The sequence below is a fragment of the Streptomyces tagetis genome (assembly GCF_018069565.1).
GTDB classification, from domain to species: Bacteria; Actinomycetota; Actinomycetes; order Streptomycetales; family Streptomycetaceae; genus Streptomyces; species Streptomyces tagetis.
The window spans coordinates 449,055-466,218 of record NZ_JAGPNL010000002.1 but is presented as its reverse complement, the minus strand read 5'-3'; the positions used below and the strand labels follow the sequence as shown (position 1 = coordinate 466,218).

Sequence of the window (17,164 nt, the reverse complement as noted above, 5' to 3'; positions counted from 1 at the left end):
GTGTCCGGCCCCCTCTCACGGCGGATCGCCTAACTTCCCTCGCGCCATGCCCGCCACAGCCGGGCGTACCGGCCGCCGCGGGCGACCAGTTCGTCGTGGGTTCCCTCCTCCACGACCCGCCCCGCGTCGAGCACGGCGATCCGGTCGGCCGCCATCGCCTGGGTGAGCCGGTGGGCCACGAAGAGCGTGGTCCGGCCGGCGCAGGCGGCCCGTACGGCCCGTTCCAGCTCGGCGGCGCCCTCGCTGCCGGCCTCGGCGGTGGACTCGTCGAGCACCACCACCGGGGTCCGGCCGAGCACCAGCCGGGCCAGGGCGATGCGGGCGACGGTCGTGGTGTCCAGCCGCTCGCCGCCCTCGCCGACCACGGTGTCGAGTCCGTCGGGCAGGTCGTCGAGCCGGCCGCCGGCGCCGACCGTGCGCAGGGCGTCGGTCAGTTCGGCGTCGGTGGCCTGCGGCGCGGCCAGCCGCAGGTCGTCGGCGAGCGGTCCGGAGAAGACGTGGGTCTCCTGGGTCAGGATGCTCACCAGGGCCCGTGCCCCGGCCTCGTCGACGTCGGCGAGGTCGGTGGGGCCGATCCGTACCGACCCGGCCTCGGGGGTGCCGAGGCCCGCGATCAGGGCGGCCAGGGTGGTCTTGCCCGCCCCGGTGGCGCCGACCAGGGCGAGCGAGCCGCCCGCCGGGATGGTCAGGTCGACGTCGCGCAGCACCGGTTCCTCGGCGCCGGGGTAACGGAAGGTCAGCCCCCGTACCGTCACCGGGTGCGGCACGTCCTGGGCGGGGGCGACGGCCGCGTCGCCCACCAGCCGCTCCTGCGCGGGCTCCCCCAGCACGCCGACCAGCCGGATGAGGCTGGCGCCGGACTTCTGGGCCTCGTCGAAGGTGAACATGATGGAGCCGAGCGGGGTGAAGAGCCGGTGGAAGAGGAGCGGGGCCGCCGACACCTCGCCGAGGCTCGCGGCGCCGGCCTCCAGCAGGGCGTACCCGACGAGGATGATCAGGACGAGTCCGATGAACTCGGCGCGGTTCTCCCGGCCGACGAACCGTCCGAAGAACCGGAAGACCTCGACGCCGAGGTCGCGCACCCGCCAGGACTCCTCGGTGACCCGGGTGCGGAAGGCGTCCTCCAGGCGGTAGGCACGCACGGTGTCTATGCCGTCGAGCCCGCTGATCAGGGCCTGCGCCCGGTCGGCCTGGGCGGCGCGCTGGCGCCGGTAGAGCGGGGCGGAGCGCGGCAGGTACCAGCGCAGGGCCAGCGCGTAGGCGGGCAGCGCGCCGGCGCCGGCCAGGCCGAGCCGCCAGTCCAGTCCGAACATGCCGGCGGTGGCGATGAGGACCAGCACCCCGGCGGAGAACACGGTGGGCACGGCCGTGCGGATGCCCTTGGAGAGGACGGCCACGTCGTCCCCGACCCGGGAGAGCACGTCCCCGCGGCCGACCTGCTCGATGCGGGCGCTCGGCATGCCGAGGACGGCCCGTACGGCGCCCTCGCGCAGGTGGGCGAGGAGATCGGCGCCGAGGCGGCCGATGAGGTAGGCGGAGGCCGCGGTGGCCGCCGCGCCGAGCACCGCGGAGGCCACCAGCAGCGCGCCGACGGTGACGAGGACCGAGCGGTCCTCGCCCGCGACGACGGCGTCGACGACCTCGCCGAGCAGGAGGACGGGGAGCACCTGGAGCGCCGCGCCGGCCACCGTGGTGAGCACGGTGGCCGCCGTCAGCCAGGGCACCCGGCGGCAGTGCGCGGCGACCCAGCGCATGCCCTCGCGGGCGGTCGCGGTGCGCAGGGTGGCGGACGGTGCGGGCGCGGCCCGCGTCTCGGTGACCGTCACATCCGCCCGGCCGACTCGACGAGCTGGTCGATGGCGTACGGCAGGGAGAGCAGGGTGCTCTGGGACATGGCCGCGCCGACCGCGGGGCCCTCGCTGTCGAGGAGGTAGGCGACCTTGCCGTCCTTGACGGCGGACAGGTTGGTGAACAGCTTGAACTTCTTCAGCGCGTCCTGGTCGGCCTTGTCGCCGATGACGAAGATGCGGTCGACGTCGACGAGGTCGACGCGTTCGGGCGAGAGCACGGTGTAGAAGCTGCCGTCGGCGATCTTGTCGATCTCCGTCTGTCCCTCGTAGCCGATGCCGGTGAGGAGCCGGCCGCGGACGTCGGTGGTGGTGAAGGGGGCCACGGAGTCCTTGTACCAGGAGAGCGCGACGGCGGTCTTGCCGGCGAACTCGGGGTGGTCGCGCTTGGCCGTGTCGAGCTTGTCCTGGATGGCCTGGATCTGCCGCTCGCCCTCCTCGGCCTTGCCGAGCGCCTTGGCGATCTGGAGCGCGTTGTCCTGCCAGGGGGCGCTGAAGGGTTCCTTCTCGGCCTTGGTGCGGCCCACGGTGGGGGCGATGCGGGTGAGCTTGTCGTAGGCGGCCTGGTCGATCTCGGAGTAGACCGCGATGATCAGGTCGGGCCGCAGGGCGGCGATCTTCTCGTAGTTGGGGCCGGAGTCGCCGTTGCTCATGACGACCTCGGGGCGGGTGTCGCCCCACTTGTCCTTCACCCAGGGCCACTGGGTGTTGATGTCGGGGCTCTGGCCGGACGGGTTCGGGTACTGGTCGACCATGCCGACCGGCTTGACGCCGAGGGCGAGGATGGCCTGGTCGTCGGTGTAGCCGACGGAGACGACGCGCTGGGGGGCCTTGTCGACGCGGGTGGTGCCGAAGGCGTGTTCCACGCTCACCGGGAAGGCGCCCGCCGTGGCGGTGGCCTTCGCCTCGTCCTTGTCGTCGGCCGAGCCGGACCCGCATCCGGCCAGGAGGCCGGCGCCCAGGGCCGCGGCGGCCAGCCCGGCCGCCATCCGCCGCCAGGACTTCACGAGCGTCGTTCTCTGGAGCAGCATCCCGCAATCCCTTGTTCGCGCAGGTCCGTCGCGCCCCCGTGCCGGGGGCAGGCACACCATATCCATCCCAACTAAGGCCAGGCTAGCCTTACTTGGCGTTATCTTCGCCCCACCTGGTCCGATCGGACATGCGTACGACCGATGGGGACGACGAGCGGCCGGTCCCCCACCGGATCGTCGAGCACCGCGGCCCGCAGACCGAACGCCTCGTACAGCAGCTCGGCGGTGATCACCTCCCGCGGATGGCCCTGGGCCAGGATCGAGCCGTCCCGCATCACGATGAGGTGGTCGCTGTAGCGCGCGGCGAGGTTGAGGTCGTGCAGCACCATCACCACGGCGCACCCCGACTCGTGCAGGTCGTCGACGAGGTCCAGCACGTCGACCGCGTGCGCGAGGTCCAGATACGTCGTCGGCTCGTCCAGCAGCAGCAGGTCGGTGCCCTGGGCCAGCGTCATGGAGATCCACACGCGCTGGCGCTGGCCGCCGGAGAGCGAGTCGACCGGGCGCTCGGCCAGGTCGGCCACCCCGGTCATGGCCAGGGCGCGTTCCACCACGGCGGCGTCGTCCGAGGACCACTGGCGCAGCCAGCTCTGGTGCGGGTGCCGGCCCCGGGCCACCAGGTCGGCGACGGTCAGCCCGTCCGGCGCGACCGGCGCCTGCGGCAGCAGCCCGAGCTTCTTCGCCACGTCGCGGGTGCGCAGGGAGGCGATGTCCTCGCCGTCCAGCACGACGGTGCCCGCGGTCGGTTTCAGCAGCCGGGCCAGGGTCCGCAACAGGGTCGACTTCCCACAGCCGTTGGGGCCGATGATGGTGGTGATCACCCCGGGCGGGATCTCGGCGTCGAGGCCGTCCAGCACGGTCCGGCCGCCGTAGCCGACGGTGACCCCCCGGGCCTGGAGCCGGGCTGCCCCGGTGGCCCGGGACTCGTCGGCGGTGATGAACTCGGCGACCACGTGGCCCCCTTCGTCGATTGGTGTCCGGACGGCTCCGTCCCCGTCCCGTCTCATCGGAGATTGGCCCGTACCAGCAGGTATACGAGGAAGGGCCCGCCGATCGCGGCGGTGACCACACCGACCGGCAGGGTGACCGGCAGCGCCGTGCGCGCGACGAGGTCCGAGCCGGTCAGCAGCACCGCCCCCACCATGCCGGAGGCGGGCATCGGCGGCGTCGGGCACCGTGCCAGCCGCATCGCCACCTGCGGCGCGACCAGCGCGACGAACGGCACCGGACCGGCGGCGCTCACCGCCACCCCGGCCAGCAGGACGGCGCAGAGCAGCAGCACCGCCCGGACCCGCGTGTGGCGGACGCCGAGCCCGGCGGCCACCTCGTCGCCCAGGTGCAGCGGCTTGAACTGGAAGGCGGCGCACGCGACGACGGCCAGCAGGGCCAGCGTGCACCACACCGCGATGCCCACCTCGCCCCAGGACCGGTTGTCCAGCGAGCCGACCAGCCACGCCTGGGCGCGGGCCACGTCCCGGATGTCGGCGGTGACCAGCAGCCAGGTCGTGATCGCCTCGGTCACGGCGCTCACCGAGATGCCGATGAGGATGAGGCGGAAGCCGTCGATGCCCCGCCGCCAGGCCAGGAAGTACACCAGCAGGCCGGTGCCGAGCCCGCCTGCGAGGGCCGCCGCGGAGACGCCGAGGGCGCTGTTGACCGCCGCGGCCGTCCCGCCGGAGACCGTCACGAGGAAGACCGCGACCATGCCGGCGCCGCCGGTGACCCCGAGGATGTCCGGACTGGCCAGCGGATTGCGCGCGATGGACTGGGTGATGGCGCCGGAGACGCCCAGCGCGCAGCCGACGACGAGTCCGGCCAGGGCGCGCGGCATCCGCAGGTCCATGATGACGAACTCGTCGACCGGTTCCCCGCCGCCGAGGACGGTGGCGACGACCCGGGGCAGGGCGATGGGGAAGTCCCCGGCGCCGATGGAGAGGCAGAAGACCAGGAAGGCGGCGGCCGCGAGGAGCAGCGTGACCAGGACGAGCCAGGGCCGCCAGACGAAGGACACCTGCCCCAGCCGCACGCCGGGGGGCGTCACCGATCGCTTCACGTCCGTCGCGTTCATGCCTTCCTGAACTTTCCGCGCCATACGAGCACCGCGAAGAAGGGGGCGCCCAGCAGGGCGACGACCACGCCCGCGTCGAGTTCGCCCGGCCGTACCACGAGCCGTCCGACGATGTCGCAGACCAGCAGGACGACGGCGCCGAGCAGTCCCGCGTACGGCACCAGCCAGCGGTAGTCCGGTCCGGTCAGGTACCGGGCCACGTGAGCCACCATCAGGCCGAGGAAGGCGATGGGCCCGCAGGCGGCCGTGGCGGCGCCGGCCAGCACCGTGATGGCGACGATGCCGGCGGTCCGGCTCCACGCGATGTTGACGCCGAGCGCGCGGGCCACGTCGTCGCCGAGGTTGAGCAGGTTGACGGAGGGCAGCATGGCCAGGGCGATCACCAGTCCGGCCGCGACGCAGACCGCGACCGGCCCGATCACGTCGAAGCCGGTGCCGGCGACCGAGCCCGCGTTCCAGAACCGCAGCGCGTTCAGCGCCGTCTGGTCGGAGAGCGCGACCGCCGTGGTCATCGCGGCGAGGAAGACCGCGATGCCCTGCCCGGCCAGCACCAGCGTCAGCGGGTTGCCGGCCCCCCGCCCGATGCTGGCCAGCCCGAACACCACGACCCCGGCGGCGCCCGCGCCGAGGAAGGCGAACCAGACGTACTGGAACGGGTCGGTGAGCCCGAACAGGGTGATCGCCGACACCACGGCGAACGAGGCGCCGGCGTTGACGCCGAGCAGGCCGGTGTCGGCGATCGGGTTGCGCGTGTACCCCTGGATCAGCGCCCCGGCGACCCCCAGGGCGATGCCGGCCACGACCGCGAGGACCGTACGGGGGACGCGGACGGTCCGCACGATGAGCCTGATCTCGGTGAGGCGCTGGTCCGGGTCGGGCGGGGCGAACAGCCCGTCCCACACCTCGCCGGGGCCGAGCGCGCGGGCGCCGACGGCGAGCGACGCCGTGGCCGCGGCCAGCAGGACCAGCACGAGCGCCACCAGTCCCACGACCCGGCGGTGCCGGACCGCGGTGCCCGGCGGTGCCGGACGCTCCACCACAGTCATGCTCATGTTGTCGTACGGTATCCCTTCCCTCCGCCGGGACGGCGGACGGCGACGGACGGGGGCGGGCGGGGGCGGACCGGTCGGCGGTGGCCAACCGGTGTGCGGTCGTGGGCTGGTGGGCGGTGACGGCCCGGTGTGCGGTGGCGCGCTGGTGGGCGGCCGGCGCTAGCGGCCGGGGCCGATGCCGTCGCTGACGGTGCCGGCCTCGTCGGCGGCCTCCTTGAGGGTGCGGTCCAGGAGCGAGTCGAGGATGTCGCCGACCCGGATCGCGGTGTTGGAGAGCAGGGACGACGTGATCCCGTGGGTGTGCTCGGTGCCGCCCTGGAGGTAGATGCCGCAGCGCAGCTCGGGATCGGTGGTCACCCGGTAGTCGCGTTCGACGCGGACGCGGCCCTCGGCGTCGCGCAGGCAGTGGGCGGCGAGCGGGCCGAGCAGCGGGAGCGGGTCGGCGGGTTCGTACCCGGTGGCGAAGACGACGGCGTCGGCGTCCAGCGGGGTCTCCTCGCCGGTGGCGAGGGAGGTCACGGTGGTGTGGACGGTGTCGGGGGTCTCGGTCACCCGGGTGAGCCGGGAGACGTTGAGGAAGCGCAGGCGCGGGGTGCCGAGGACCTTCTCCTGGTAGCTCTGCCGGTAGAGCTGGTCGATGAGGTCGATGTCCACCACGGAGTAGTTGGTGTTGGCGTGGTACTCCATCAGCCGGCGTTTGACCGGCTCGGGCGCGGAGTAGTACGTGTCGACGGCCTCGGGGTCGAAGATGCGGTTGGCGAAGCCGCTGTCGTCGGCGGGGCTGTAGCCGTACCGGGAGAACACGGCGCAGACCTCGGCGCCGGGGAAGTGGCGGTGCAGGTAGGCGACGTTCTCGGCGGCGCTCTGCCCGGCGCCCACGACGATGAACCGGGTGGCCTCGCCGGGGTCCAGCGTCTCGGCCTTGGTGAGCAGTTCGCAGGTGTGCCAGACCCTCTCGCCGCGGTCGACGCCCTCGGGCATCCGGGGGCGAAGTCCCGTACCGAGGACCAGGTTGCGGGTGCGGTGGACGGCGAGGCCCTGGGCGGAGCGGACGGTCACGTCCAGGTACCGCACGGCTCCGTCGTGGGTGACCGGGGTGACGCCGACGACCTCGTGCCCGTAGGAGACCATGTCGTCGACCTGGTCCGCGGCCCATTCGAGGTAGTCGTGGAACTCCGCGCGCAGCGGGAAGAGGTTCTTGTGGTTGATGAAGTCGATCAGCCGCCCCCGGCTCTTCAGGTAGCACAGGAAGCTGAAGCGGCTGGCGGGGTTCCGCAGCGTCACCAGGTCCTTGAGGAAGGACACCTGCATGGTGGCGTCGTCGATGAGCATGCCGCGGTGCCAGCCGAAGCGGGGCTGCTGCTCGAAGAAGTGAGCGGTGAGGCTCTCCCGCTCTCCGGCGCGTGTCCGGTGCTCGCTGAGCGCGAGCGCCATGGCCACGTTGGAGGGGCCGAAACCGATCCCTATGAGGTCGTGGACCGTTGGTACGTCGCCGGGTAGGGCCTGTGCCATGTCACTCCCATCGTGCGGTGTGATCCGCCGTGCGGGGCGGGCGTGCTTCGGGCGGTGCGGGGTGGGGCATGCCGAGGAACCACGGGCTGGACTTAGGTAAGGCTAAGCTCATTCCGTGGATGCTGTCGACGGGCAAAACGGACGCCTCGGAGCTGAGTGATCGTCACCACACCGTCGTGAAAGCCGTGTTGACACTCGGAGCATCTGTGAACCGGGTGAGGCCCGCATGCCGAAGGGGCGGTGAGGGTGTCCCGTTCGACACCTTCACCGCCCCTGACGGCCGCCCGCCCCCTCGCTGACGCGCGGTCCCCGGCCGGCCGTCCCCACGGCCGGGGACCGCGGGCTCAGAACTCCCGCGTCCGCCGCCGCCGGCCCCGCACCCGGTACGCGTAGGCGGCCAGCACCACGGCGAGGCTGAGGAAGCTCATCCCCACCTGGGCCCGTGTCTCCGGCATGACGACCATCACGATCAGCACCCCGGCCATCCAGGCGATGGTCACGTACGACAGGTACGGGAAGCCCCACATCTTCAGCCCGATCGGCTCGCTGCCCTCGCGCTCCACCCGCTTGCGCTGCCGTATCTGCGCCGTGACCAGGACGATGTAGTAGATGAGCTGGATGGCGCCGGAGGAGTTGATGAGGAAGAGGAACACCTCCTCGGGGAAGAAGTAGTTGGCGACCACCGCGAGGTACCCCATCGACGTGCCCGCGAGGATCGCCCGGACCGGGACGCCGCGCCGGTTGACCTTGGCCAGGAAGGCGGGCGCCTCCCGCTGCTCGGCCAGCGTCAGCAGCATCCGCGAGGTGATGTAGAGGCAGGAGTTGAGCGAGCTGAGCACCGCGGTCAGGACGACCACCTGCATCATCTGCCCCGTGTAGGGGATGCCCGCGGTGTCCAGGGCGACCGCGAAGGGGCTCTTGATGATCTTCCCGGAGAAGGCGAAGTCCCACGGCACGACGCAGACGATGAGCAGTACCGAGAGCACGTAGAAGGTGAAGACCCGGTACATCACCTGCTTCGTGGCCTTGGCCGCGTACTCGGCGGGCTTCTCCGACTCGGCGGCGGCGATGGTGGCGATCTCCGCGCCGCCCATGGAGAACAGCACCGTCACACTGCCGATCACGGCGGCCGTGATGCCGAGCGGGAAGAAGCCGCCCGCGCCGAAGAGGTGGCTCAGCCCCGGGCTCGGCCGGCCGGTGCCGCCGAGCAGGAAGACCACCGCGACACAGGCGAAGAAGATGATGGCCACGATCTTGACGGAGGCGAGCCAGAACTCCGACTCCCCGTACGCCTTGACCGACAGCAGGTTGATCGCGGTCATCACCAGCATCAGGCCCAGACAGAGCGCCCAGGTGGGCACCGTGGGCAGGTAGTTGGCGAGGATGCCGGCGCCCGCCACCGCCTCGATGGCGGCGACGACGACCCAGAAGTACCAGTAGAGCCAGCCGATGGTGAACCCGGCCCAGTCGCCGAGGCCGTGCCGGGCGAAGTTGGCCACCGAGCCGGCCGCCGGCCGCAGCACGGCCATCTCGCCGATGGCCCGCATCACGAAGACCATCAGGACGCCGCTGGCCGCGTAGCTCAGCACCGCCGCGGGGCCGGTCCGGTTGATCACCGCCCCGGAACCGACGAAGAGCCCCGCGCCGATGATGCCGCCCAGCGCGATCATCGTCAGATGCCGGTTCTTCAGGGATTTCTTCAGTTGTCCGCCGGGGGCGGGAGCCTGCTGGGACTCGGGTTCAACTCTCGAAGCGGGTCGATCACTGGTCGTTGCCATGGTGGACCTCGTTCTTCTTCGAAGACGACGAAGGAGGGGGATAAGTGGGAGCCGTCCCGGGGGGCGCCCCGGTCGGGGGCGCCACGCGTCGCGCGGACCACGGCTCAGGCGCACCACGCTTCGGCGGCAGCCGCGTAGATCTCGACGATCTCCAGGTACTTGCTCGTCTCGACCCATTCGTTCGCCCAGCTATAGGGGGGCGTGCCCGGACCGATGTTGACGGCGTCGATTCCGGCCTGCTTGAGGGGGACCATGTCGGTCCAGAACTGGATGCCGCGGAAGGCGGGCTCGCCGCCGGCGGTGCGCACCGCGCCGGCCACCGTGCGGGCGATGGGCGCGTCGGTGCCGATCTCGTACGGCAGCCGGGGCCCGCTCAGCCAGTGCGGGCTGAACTCGACCGTGGCCTTGACGCGGGGGTCGTCGGCGCTCAGTTTCTCGATCATGGCGATGACCTGGCGCCGGACCTCGTAGGGGTCCTGGGAGGGCAGCAGCCTGAGGTCCAGGGAGATGGTGCAGCGGTCGGGGACCTGGTTGTGCTTGGTGCCGCCGTGGATGGTGCCGATGTTGAGGATCGGGCCGCCGGGCAGCTCCGGGTGCGGCTCGTAGGGCAGGGTGCCCTCCAGCTCGCGCAGGGCCGCGAGGACCGGCTCCATCGTCTCGATCGCGTTGAGCCCGAGGTGCTTGCCCGCCGTGTGGGCCTGCTTGCCGTGGGTGGTGATCTCCAGGTAGGCCGCGCCCCGGTGGACCGCGCCGATGGTGTTGTCGGTGGGCTCCCCGCAGATGGCCGCGTCGGCGGTGAAACCGGCGTCCAGCAGGGACCGGGTGCCGACCCCGCCCTCGAAGTGGCAGGACACGCCCTGGAAGACGAGGTCGCCGCGGGGCCGGGTACCGGATTCCAGCACCCGGCGCATGACGGCGAGGGAGGCCGTGGTGGCGGCCTTCATGTCGGCGATGCCCGCGCCGTGGACCCTGCCGTCGGCGACGAAGGGGGCGAAGGGGTCGGTGTCCCAGTCGTCGGAGACCTCGTAGATGTCCAGGTGGCCGTTGAGGATGAGGGACCTGCCGCCGCCGGTGCCCCTGATACGGGCGCCCACGCTGGGCCGGCCGGGCATGGACTCCACGAGGCCGACCTCGTCCGCTCCCCATTCGCGGAGCCGGTCGGCGAGGAACTCGGCGAGTTCCCTCTCCCGGCCCCAGGTGGAATCGATGGCAAGGGTCTGCATCAGAAGGTCGAGATCGCGCTGCGACATGGACTCGCTTCTCCGTCCGGCTGAGGTGATGGGCTGGAGTGCAGGTCATTCAGCCAGGAAACACGGAGTTGGAACAAACAGAATTATTCGAAGTCACCCATGGAAGGAATCGATGGTCGCGCCGAGGGTGCGGGCGCACTGCTCGGCGAAGGCGACCGCCCGCCGGCTGGGCCTGAGGCCGGCCAGCCGCACCAGTCCCACGTTGAGCCCGGGGCGGCGCGGGGCGAGCGGCCGGGTGACCAGTTCCAGCCCGTCGTAGCTGATCGGGATGGTGGGGCGCTGGGTCAGTACGGCGTAGCCGAGGCCGTGGGCGACCAGCGAGCGGACCATCTCGAAGTTGGTCGCCCGGTAGCGCACGTGCGGCGTCAGGCCCGCCTCCTTGAACAGCGACAGGAAGTAGGTGGCGCCCGGCGGCAGGTCGAAGAGGATCATCGGCTCGGGGGCCAGGTCGGCGACGCCGATCGCGTCCCGGGCGGCGAGCGGGTGGTGCCGGGAGAGCAGGACGTACGGTTCGGCGGCGTACAGCGCGGTCATCCGCAAGTCCTTGGCCAGCCGGAACTCGTCCGCCTCGTACATCAGGGCGAGGTCGCAGCCGACGCCGCGGAGCTGGCCCACGAGGTGCTGGTCGGAGCCTTCGATGACGTTCAGGTCCACGTCCGGGTACCGGGCGACGAAGTCGGCGATGACCCGGGGCAGCAGCACCGCGGCCAGGGTGCTGTAGCAGCCCACGACGAGGCTCCCCGAGAGCGAGGACTGCACCTCCCGGGCGGAGTCGCGCAGCTCGTCCACGCCGGAGAGCAGCCGCCGGGCGTCGGCCAGCGCCTGGCGCCCCGGGGTGGTCAGTTTCAGGCCACGGGCGTGCCGCAGGAAGAGCTGCACGCCGAGGTTCTCCTCCAGTTCGGACAGGGCCGTGGAGACCGCCGACTGGGTCAGGTGCACCTTCGCGGCGGCGGCGGTGACGCTGCCGGTCTCGGCGGCGGCGACGAAGTATTCGAGCTGTCTGAAGCTGATCTCGTTCATGCCCACAGGGCGTTTCCCCTTTCACGACGGATCGCGTGACGTGGCGCGTCACCGCCCGCGTCCCGGCCCGTCCGATTCCCGCCCGGAGAAGGTATAAGCGAAATCGAATGCTGTCCACAGAAACTTCTGTTGGTCCTATGGCTGCGCCCGCTCACATACTTCTCGGCAAGTCAGCACGGCACTTCCCCGAAGGAGTCGACGTCGTGACCATTCCCGAGGCAGACGTGCGGAGCACCACCGCCCCGCCGGTCCCCAGAGACCGGTTCCGGGCGGCCATGGGAGCCGCGGCCACCGGTGTCACCGTGGTCGCCACCGGCGGCCCGCTGGGCCGGTTCGCGCAGACCGTCAGCGCGATGTGCTCCGTATCCGAGGAACCTCCGACCCTCCTGGTCTGCGTCAACCGGCGCAGCCCGATGAACGAGGCGATCCAGGCGCACGGCACGTTCGCGGTCAGCGTGCTCGGCAGACAGCACGACCACGTCGCGGACACCTTCGCGGGGCGCCCCTGGCCCGGCAAGGAACGCTGGGACTTCACCTGCGGCGAGTGGACACGGACCGTGTCCGGAGCGCCGCGGCTCGCGGACGCCGTCGCGTCCTTCGACTGCGCCGTGGAGACACGGCTCACCGTCGGGACCCACCACATCTACGTCGGGTTGATCCACGAGGTGACCGCGGCCGGCGGCACGCCGCTGGTCTACAGCGACCGCCGCTACGCGCGGCCCGAGACGGTTCCGCCCTCGACGTTCCCCGGCTTTCCCGGGTCCGGACCCGCCCACCGAGACGAGCAGAGGACTACACGATGATCCGTACAGGCGACGAGTACCGCGAGTCCATCAGGGACGGCCGGCAGGTCTGGGTGGACGGGGAGAAGGTCGACGACGTCACCCGGCACCCCATGTTCAAGCCGATCGTCGACGTCCGGGCCCGCATCCACGACCTGGCCCACGAGGAGGCCACCCGGGAGCGGATGACCTACCGGGACGAGGAGACCGGCGAGCTGAACGCGATCGCCAACCGGCTGCCCCGTACCCGTGAGGACTGGCAGGACAAGCGGACCGCGGTCGAGCTGGTGCAGCGCGCCGCGGGCGGTGTCGCCACCCGCGTCGGCGACGAGACCATCGGCGAGATGTGGTCCCTCTACGACGGCCAGGACGTGCTCAACGAGGTCGACCCGCGCTTCTCCGAGAACATCCGCCGGCACCTGGCGAAGGCCATCACCGCGGACCCCTTCCACGTCTCGGCCAACACCGACCCCAAGGGCGACCGGTCCAAGGCGCCCAAGGACCAGGACCCGGACATGCTCCTGCACGTGGTGCGGGAGACCGACAACGGCATCGTGGTCCGCGGCGCCAAGTACGAGACGGCGGCGGCCTACGCCAACCAGGCGTTCACCAAGCCGACCATCGCCAACTGGGGCAACGACACGATGTCCGACTACGCGGTCGGCTTCGTGCTGGACATGGGCGCCCCGGGCCTGAAGTTCGTCTGCCGCAACGGCTTCGCCGGCCGCGCCCCGGCGAGCGACTACCCGCTGTCCAACCGGGTCGACGAGGTCGAGTCGCTGGTCATCTTCGACGACGTCGAGATCCCGTGGGAGGACGTCCTCTTCTACCAGCACACCCGCGCCGCCTCCTTCATCCGCGCGACCCTGCACCGCTACAGCGCCTTCCCCTTCGTCCAGCGCACCCTGCACCTGGCCGACCTGATGATCGGCTCGGCGCTGTGGAACGTGAAGCAGACCGGGCTGGAGAGGCAGCCGGCCGTCCAGGAGAAGCTGGCCCAGCTCGCCTGCTACCGCGAGACGGTCAACGCCCACCTGACCGCCGCGATCGCCATGGCCGAGCCGAGCCCCGGCGGGCTGCTGATGCCCAACCAGTCGCTGCTGTACACCGGCCGTGTGGTGGCGCTCTCCCAGCTCCCGACGATGATGCACACCGCCCGCGAACTGTGCGGCGGCCAGATCTGCATCACCCCGGACTCGGCGACGTTCGCGGACCCGGAGGTCGCGCCGTGGCTGGAGAAGTACTACACGGTCAACGAGAACTGGGTGGCCGAGGACCGGCGCCGGCTGCTCGCCTTCGCCCGCGACCTGCTCAACAGCGACTACGCCGGGCACCGGCTGACCTTCCAGCTCTTCGCCCAGTCCCCGCCCTTCGCCCAGCTCGGCGCGGTCTACCGCGCCTTCGACTTCGACGGCCCGCTGGACCTGGTCAAGGCGGCGGCGGACCTGTCCGACAAGGTCGACGGCTCGCGCTGACCGGCGCCCGGCACCCCGCACAGTGAGGATCAACAATGACGTTTTCCCTGATCGCCCGAGACGCGGCGACCGGCGCCTTCGGTGTCGTGGTCACCTCGTCGAGCCCCGCGGTCGCCGCCCGGTGCGCGCACGTCCGTAGCGGCGTCGGCGTCGCCGCCTCGCAGAACGTCACCCTGCCGGCGCTCGGGCCGCGGCTGCTCGGGCTGCTGGCCGAGGGCGTGGACGCGGCCCGCGCGGTCGCGGCCGTCACCGCCTCCGAGGAGCACATCCGCTACCGCCAGCTCGCGGTGGTGGACGCGCGGGGCCGGACCGCGGCGTTCTCCGGCGAGGGCACGCTCGGCACCCACCGCACCGTCGAGGGCGACGGCGTGGTCGCCGCCGGCAACCTGCTCTCCGACCCGGGCGTCGTCGACGCCATGCTCGCCGCCTACGAGCGGTCCGCCGGCGCCGAGTTCGAGGAACGGCTGCTGGCCGGGCTCCTCGCCGGCCGGGACGCCGGCGGGGAGGAGGGGCCGGAGCACTCGGCGGGCCTCGTCGTCGTGGACGAGGTGAGCTGGCCGGTGACCGACCTGCGCGTCGACTGGTCCGACGACGACCCGATGGGCGAGCTGGAGCGGTTGTGGCGGCGGTGGTCCAAAGAGAAGCGGGACTACCTCTCGCGGGCGGTGAACCCGGCCGCGGCACCGAGCTACGGCGTGCCGGGCGACCTGTGAGCACGCTCAAGGACCGGGCGGCGGCGCGGCTGCCCGGCCTCTCCCCCCTCCTGCTCGGCCTCTCCCACAAGCTGCACGCCCACCCCGAGGTCGCCTGGGAGGAGCACCGCGCGGCCCGCTGGACCGGCGAGGCGCTCGACGGGCTCGGCTTCACCGTCGAGCCCGGGTTCTGCGAGCTGCCGACCGCCTTCCGGGCCCGCGCCGGCAGCGGCCCGCTCAACGTGGCGATCTGCGCCGAGTACGACGCGCTGCCGGGCCTCGGCCACGCCTGCGGCCACAACATCATCGCGGCGGCGGCGGTCGGCGCGGCCGGGCTGCTGGCCCCCCTCGCCGACGAGGCCGGGCTGACCGTCACCGTGCTCGGCACCCCGGCCGAGGAGGGCGGCGGCGGCAAGATCCTCCTGCTGGACCGGGGCGCCTTCGACGACGTGCACGCCGCCATGATGATCCACCCCGGCCCGCTGGACGTGGCCCGCGCCGAGCCGTTCGCCGTGGCCCACAACAAGATCCGCTACCACGGCCGGGCCACCCACGCGGCGGCCTACCCCGAGCGGGGGCGCAACGCCGCCGACGCCTTCACCGTCGCGCAGACGGCGATCGGGCTGCTCCGCCAGCACCTGGACGCCGGCACCCGGGTGCACGGCATCGTCACCCGGGGCGGCGAGGCACCCAACGCGGTCCCCGAACTGACCGAGGGCCGCTGGTACGTCCGGGCCGGGAACCTGGACGAGCTCACGGAACTGGAGACCAGGGTGAACCGATGCTTCGAGGCCGGGGCGCTCGCCACCGGCTGCCGGCTGGAGATCGAGCCGGAGAGCCCGCCCTACGCCGACTTCGTCACCGACGAGGACCTCCTCGCGCTCTACCTCGGCAACGCCACCGCGCTCGGCCGCGAGTTCCCCGAGCCGAGCGAGGCGTCCCGGATGAACCGCGCCTCGACGGACATGGGCAACGTCTCGCACCGGGTGCCCGCCATCCACCCCTACCTGGGCATCGACTCGCTGCCCGCGGTCAACCACCAGAAGGAGTTCGCCGCGCACTGCGCCGGACCCGCCGCCGACCGGGCGGTCCTGGACGGGGCCCTCGCCATGGCGTGGACCTGCCTGGACCTCGCCGCCCGCGACGATCTGCGCACCCGGCTGACGGGCGGCGGTGAGGCAGCGTGAACGGGGACGTCACCGCGGTGCGCGGCGAACGCGACCTGATCGGCTCGCTGCCGGTGCCGGCGGACGCGTACTGGGGCGTCCACACCGCCCGCGCACTGGAGAACTTCCCGGTCTCCGGCACCCCGCTCTCCCGCCACCCGCGTCTGGTGGCCGCCCTCGCGGCGGTGAAGCAGGCGGCGGCGCTCGCCAACCGGGACCTCGGGCTGCTCGACGGGGAGCGGGCGGGGGCGATCGCCGACGCCTGCGAGGAGATCCGGAAGGGGAAGCTGCACGAGGAGTTCGTGGTCGACCTGGTGCAGGGCGGCGCGGGCACCTCGACCAACATGAACGCCAACGAGGTGATCGCCAACCGGGCGCTGGAGATCCTCGGCCGGCCGCGCGGCGACTACGGCCACCTCGATCCGCACGCCCACGTGAACCTGGGCCAGAGCACCAACGACGCCTATCCGACGGCGCTGCGGGTGGGGCTGGGCGACGCCGCGGACGATCTGTCGGCCGCGATGTCCCTGCTGGAGGACGCCTTCCGGGACAAGGCGGCGGAGTTCGCCGGGTTCCTGAAGATGGGCCGCACGCAGTTGCAGGACGCGGTGCCGATGACGCTGGGCCAGGAGTTCGGCGCGTTCGCGGTGATGCTGGCCGAGGACCGCGAGCGGCTGCGGGAGGCGCAGGCGCTGCTGTGGGAGGTCAACCTCGGCGGCACCGCGATCGGCACCGGGCTCAACGCCCATCCCGACTACGCCCGGCTCGCCACCCGGCATCTGGCGGTGCTGACCGGCCGGCCGCTGGTGTCGGCGGCGGACCTGGTGGAGGCCACCCAGGACGTGGGGGCGCTGGTGCACCTCTCCGGCGTGCTCAAGCGGATCGCGGTGAAGCTGTCCAAGACCGCCAACGACCTGCGCCTGCTCTCCTCGGGCCCGCGGTCGGGGCTGGGCGAGATCACCCTGCCCGCCGTGCAGGCCGGTTCGAGCATCATGCCGGGCAAGGTGAACCCGGTGATGGCGGAGATGGTGAACCAGGTCGCGTTCTCGGTGGTGGGCAACGACGTCACGGTGTCGCTGGCCGCCGAGGGGGGCCAGCTCCAGTTGAACGCCTTCGAACCGGTCATCGCCCGCTGCCTCTTCCAGGGGCTGGCGGAGCTGACGGCGGCCTGCGAGCTGCTGGCCACCCGGTGCGTGCACGGCATCACCGCCGACCGGGAGGGGCTGCGGGCGGGCGTGGAACGGTCGATCGGGCTGGTCACCGCGCTCGTACCGCACCTGGGGTACCACCGGGCGACGGAGGTCGCGCAGGCGGCCCTGCGGAACGGGACGAGCGTGGTCGAGGAGATCCGGGTGCAGGGGCTGATGGACGACGCGTCCCTGCTCGCCCTGCTCGGCGACCCGGCCCGGCTGGTGGGCACCGGCGGCTGACGCCGTTCGGGCCGGGGAGGTACGGCGCCCGTGCGGGGGCGTCACACGGAGGGCGGGTCCG

At 72.2% G+C, this 17,164-nt stretch carries 14 protein-coding genes; 5 read left to right on the top strand and 9 right to left on the bottom strand.

Going from position 1 to position 17,164, the window contains the following annotated elements:
* Window positions 1–29: 29 nt before the first annotated feature.
* The 9 genes from J5Y05_RS10175 to J5Y05_RS10135 all read right to left on the bottom strand — a co-directional run bounded on the left by J5Y05_RS10175 (window position 30) and on the right by J5Y05_RS10135 (window position 11,558).
* Window positions 30–1,826 (bottom strand): ABC transporter ATP-binding protein, encoded by a 1,797-nt coding sequence (locus J5Y05_RS10175; RefSeq protein WP_210870558.1) that lies wholly within the window; start codon window positions 1,824–1,826, stop codon window positions 30–32.
* Entirely contained in the window at window positions 1,823–2,878 is a 1,056-nt protein-coding gene (locus J5Y05_RS10170) for an iron-siderophore ABC transporter substrate-binding protein (protein WP_210870555.1), read from the bottom strand. Before J5Y05_RS10170 ends, J5Y05_RS10175 begins: the two co-directional genes overlap by 4 nt.
* A 98-nt stretch (window positions 2,879–2,976) precedes the next feature.
* Complete coding sequence (locus J5Y05_RS10165) at window positions 2,977–3,831, bottom strand: ABC transporter ATP-binding protein (RefSeq protein WP_307853815.1); 855 nt, start codon at window positions 3,829–3,831, stop codon at window positions 2,977–2,979.
* Window positions 3,832–3,881: 50 nt separating this feature from the next.
* A complete protein-coding gene (locus J5Y05_RS10160; protein ID WP_210870547.1) occupies window positions 3,882–4,946 on the bottom strand; it encodes a FecCD family ABC transporter permease in 1,065 nt (354 codons plus the stop codon).
* Window positions 4,943–5,998 (bottom strand): FecCD family ABC transporter permease, encoded by a 1,056-nt coding sequence (locus J5Y05_RS10155; protein ID WP_210870545.1) that lies wholly within the window; start codon window positions 5,996–5,998, stop codon window positions 4,943–4,945. The genes J5Y05_RS10160 and J5Y05_RS10155 overlap by 4 nt, the downstream gene beginning before the upstream one ends.
* Before the next feature lie 159 nt (window positions 5,999–6,157).
* On the bottom strand, window positions 6,158–7,510 hold the full coding sequence (locus J5Y05_RS10150; protein ID WP_210870542.1) for a lysine N(6)-hydroxylase/L-ornithine N(5)-oxygenase family protein: 1,353 nt from the start codon (window positions 7,508–7,510) through the stop codon (window positions 6,158–6,160).
* A gap of 344 nt (window positions 7,511–7,854) precedes the next feature.
* Complete coding sequence (locus J5Y05_RS10145) at window positions 7,855–9,288, bottom strand: amino acid permease (RefSeq protein ID WP_210870540.1); 1,434 nt, start codon at window positions 9,286–9,288, stop codon at window positions 7,855–7,857.
* 104 nt (window positions 9,289–9,392) lie between these two features.
* Entirely contained in the window at window positions 9,393–10,538 is a 1,146-nt protein-coding gene (locus J5Y05_RS10140; RefSeq protein ID WP_210870538.1) for a M20 family metallopeptidase, read from the bottom strand.
* 93 nt (window positions 10,539–10,631) lie between these two features.
* Window positions 10,632–11,558, bottom strand: a complete 927-nt coding sequence (locus J5Y05_RS10135) for a LysR family transcriptional regulator (RefSeq protein ID WP_210870536.1) — start codon at window positions 11,556–11,558, stop codon at window positions 10,632–10,634.
* 203 nt (window positions 11,559–11,761) lie between these two features.
* Between J5Y05_RS10135 and J5Y05_RS10130 the strand changes: the two genes are divergently transcribed.
* The 5 genes from J5Y05_RS10130 to J5Y05_RS10110 are packed head-to-tail and all read left to right on the top strand — an operon-like array spanning window position 11,762 to window position 17,103.
* On the top strand, window positions 11,762–12,361 hold the full coding sequence (locus J5Y05_RS10130; RefSeq protein WP_210870533.1) for a flavin reductase family protein: 600 nt from the start codon (window positions 11,762–11,764) through the stop codon (window positions 12,359–12,361).
* The gene (locus J5Y05_RS10125) at window positions 12,358–13,815 is read left to right on the top strand and encodes a 4-hydroxyphenylacetate 3-hydroxylase family protein (RefSeq protein WP_210870530.1); all 1,458 of its coding nucleotides are present in this window, start codon (window positions 12,358–12,360) and stop codon (window positions 13,813–13,815) included. The genes J5Y05_RS10130 and J5Y05_RS10125 overlap by 4 nt, the downstream gene beginning before the upstream one ends.
* Window positions 13,816–13,850: 35 nt before the next feature.
* A complete protein-coding gene (locus J5Y05_RS10120) occupies window positions 13,851–14,528 on the top strand; it encodes a DUF1028 domain-containing protein (RefSeq protein WP_210870527.1) in 678 nt (225 codons plus the stop codon).
* Window positions 14,525–15,694 carry a M20 family metallopeptidase gene (locus J5Y05_RS10115; protein ID WP_210870524.1) on the top strand — a complete coding sequence of 390 codons (1,170 nt, stop codon included), beginning with the start codon at window positions 14,525–14,527 and terminating at the stop codon, window positions 15,692–15,694. The genes J5Y05_RS10120 and J5Y05_RS10115 overlap by 4 nt, the downstream gene beginning before the upstream one ends.
* Window positions 15,691–17,103, top strand: coding sequence for an aspartate ammonia-lyase (locus tag J5Y05_RS10110; RefSeq protein ID WP_210870522.1), 1,413 nt, complete (start codon window positions 15,691–15,693; stop codon window positions 17,101–17,103). Before J5Y05_RS10115 ends, J5Y05_RS10110 begins: the two co-directional genes overlap by 4 nt.
* The last annotated feature ends 61 nt before the right edge of the window (window positions 17,104–17,164 follow it).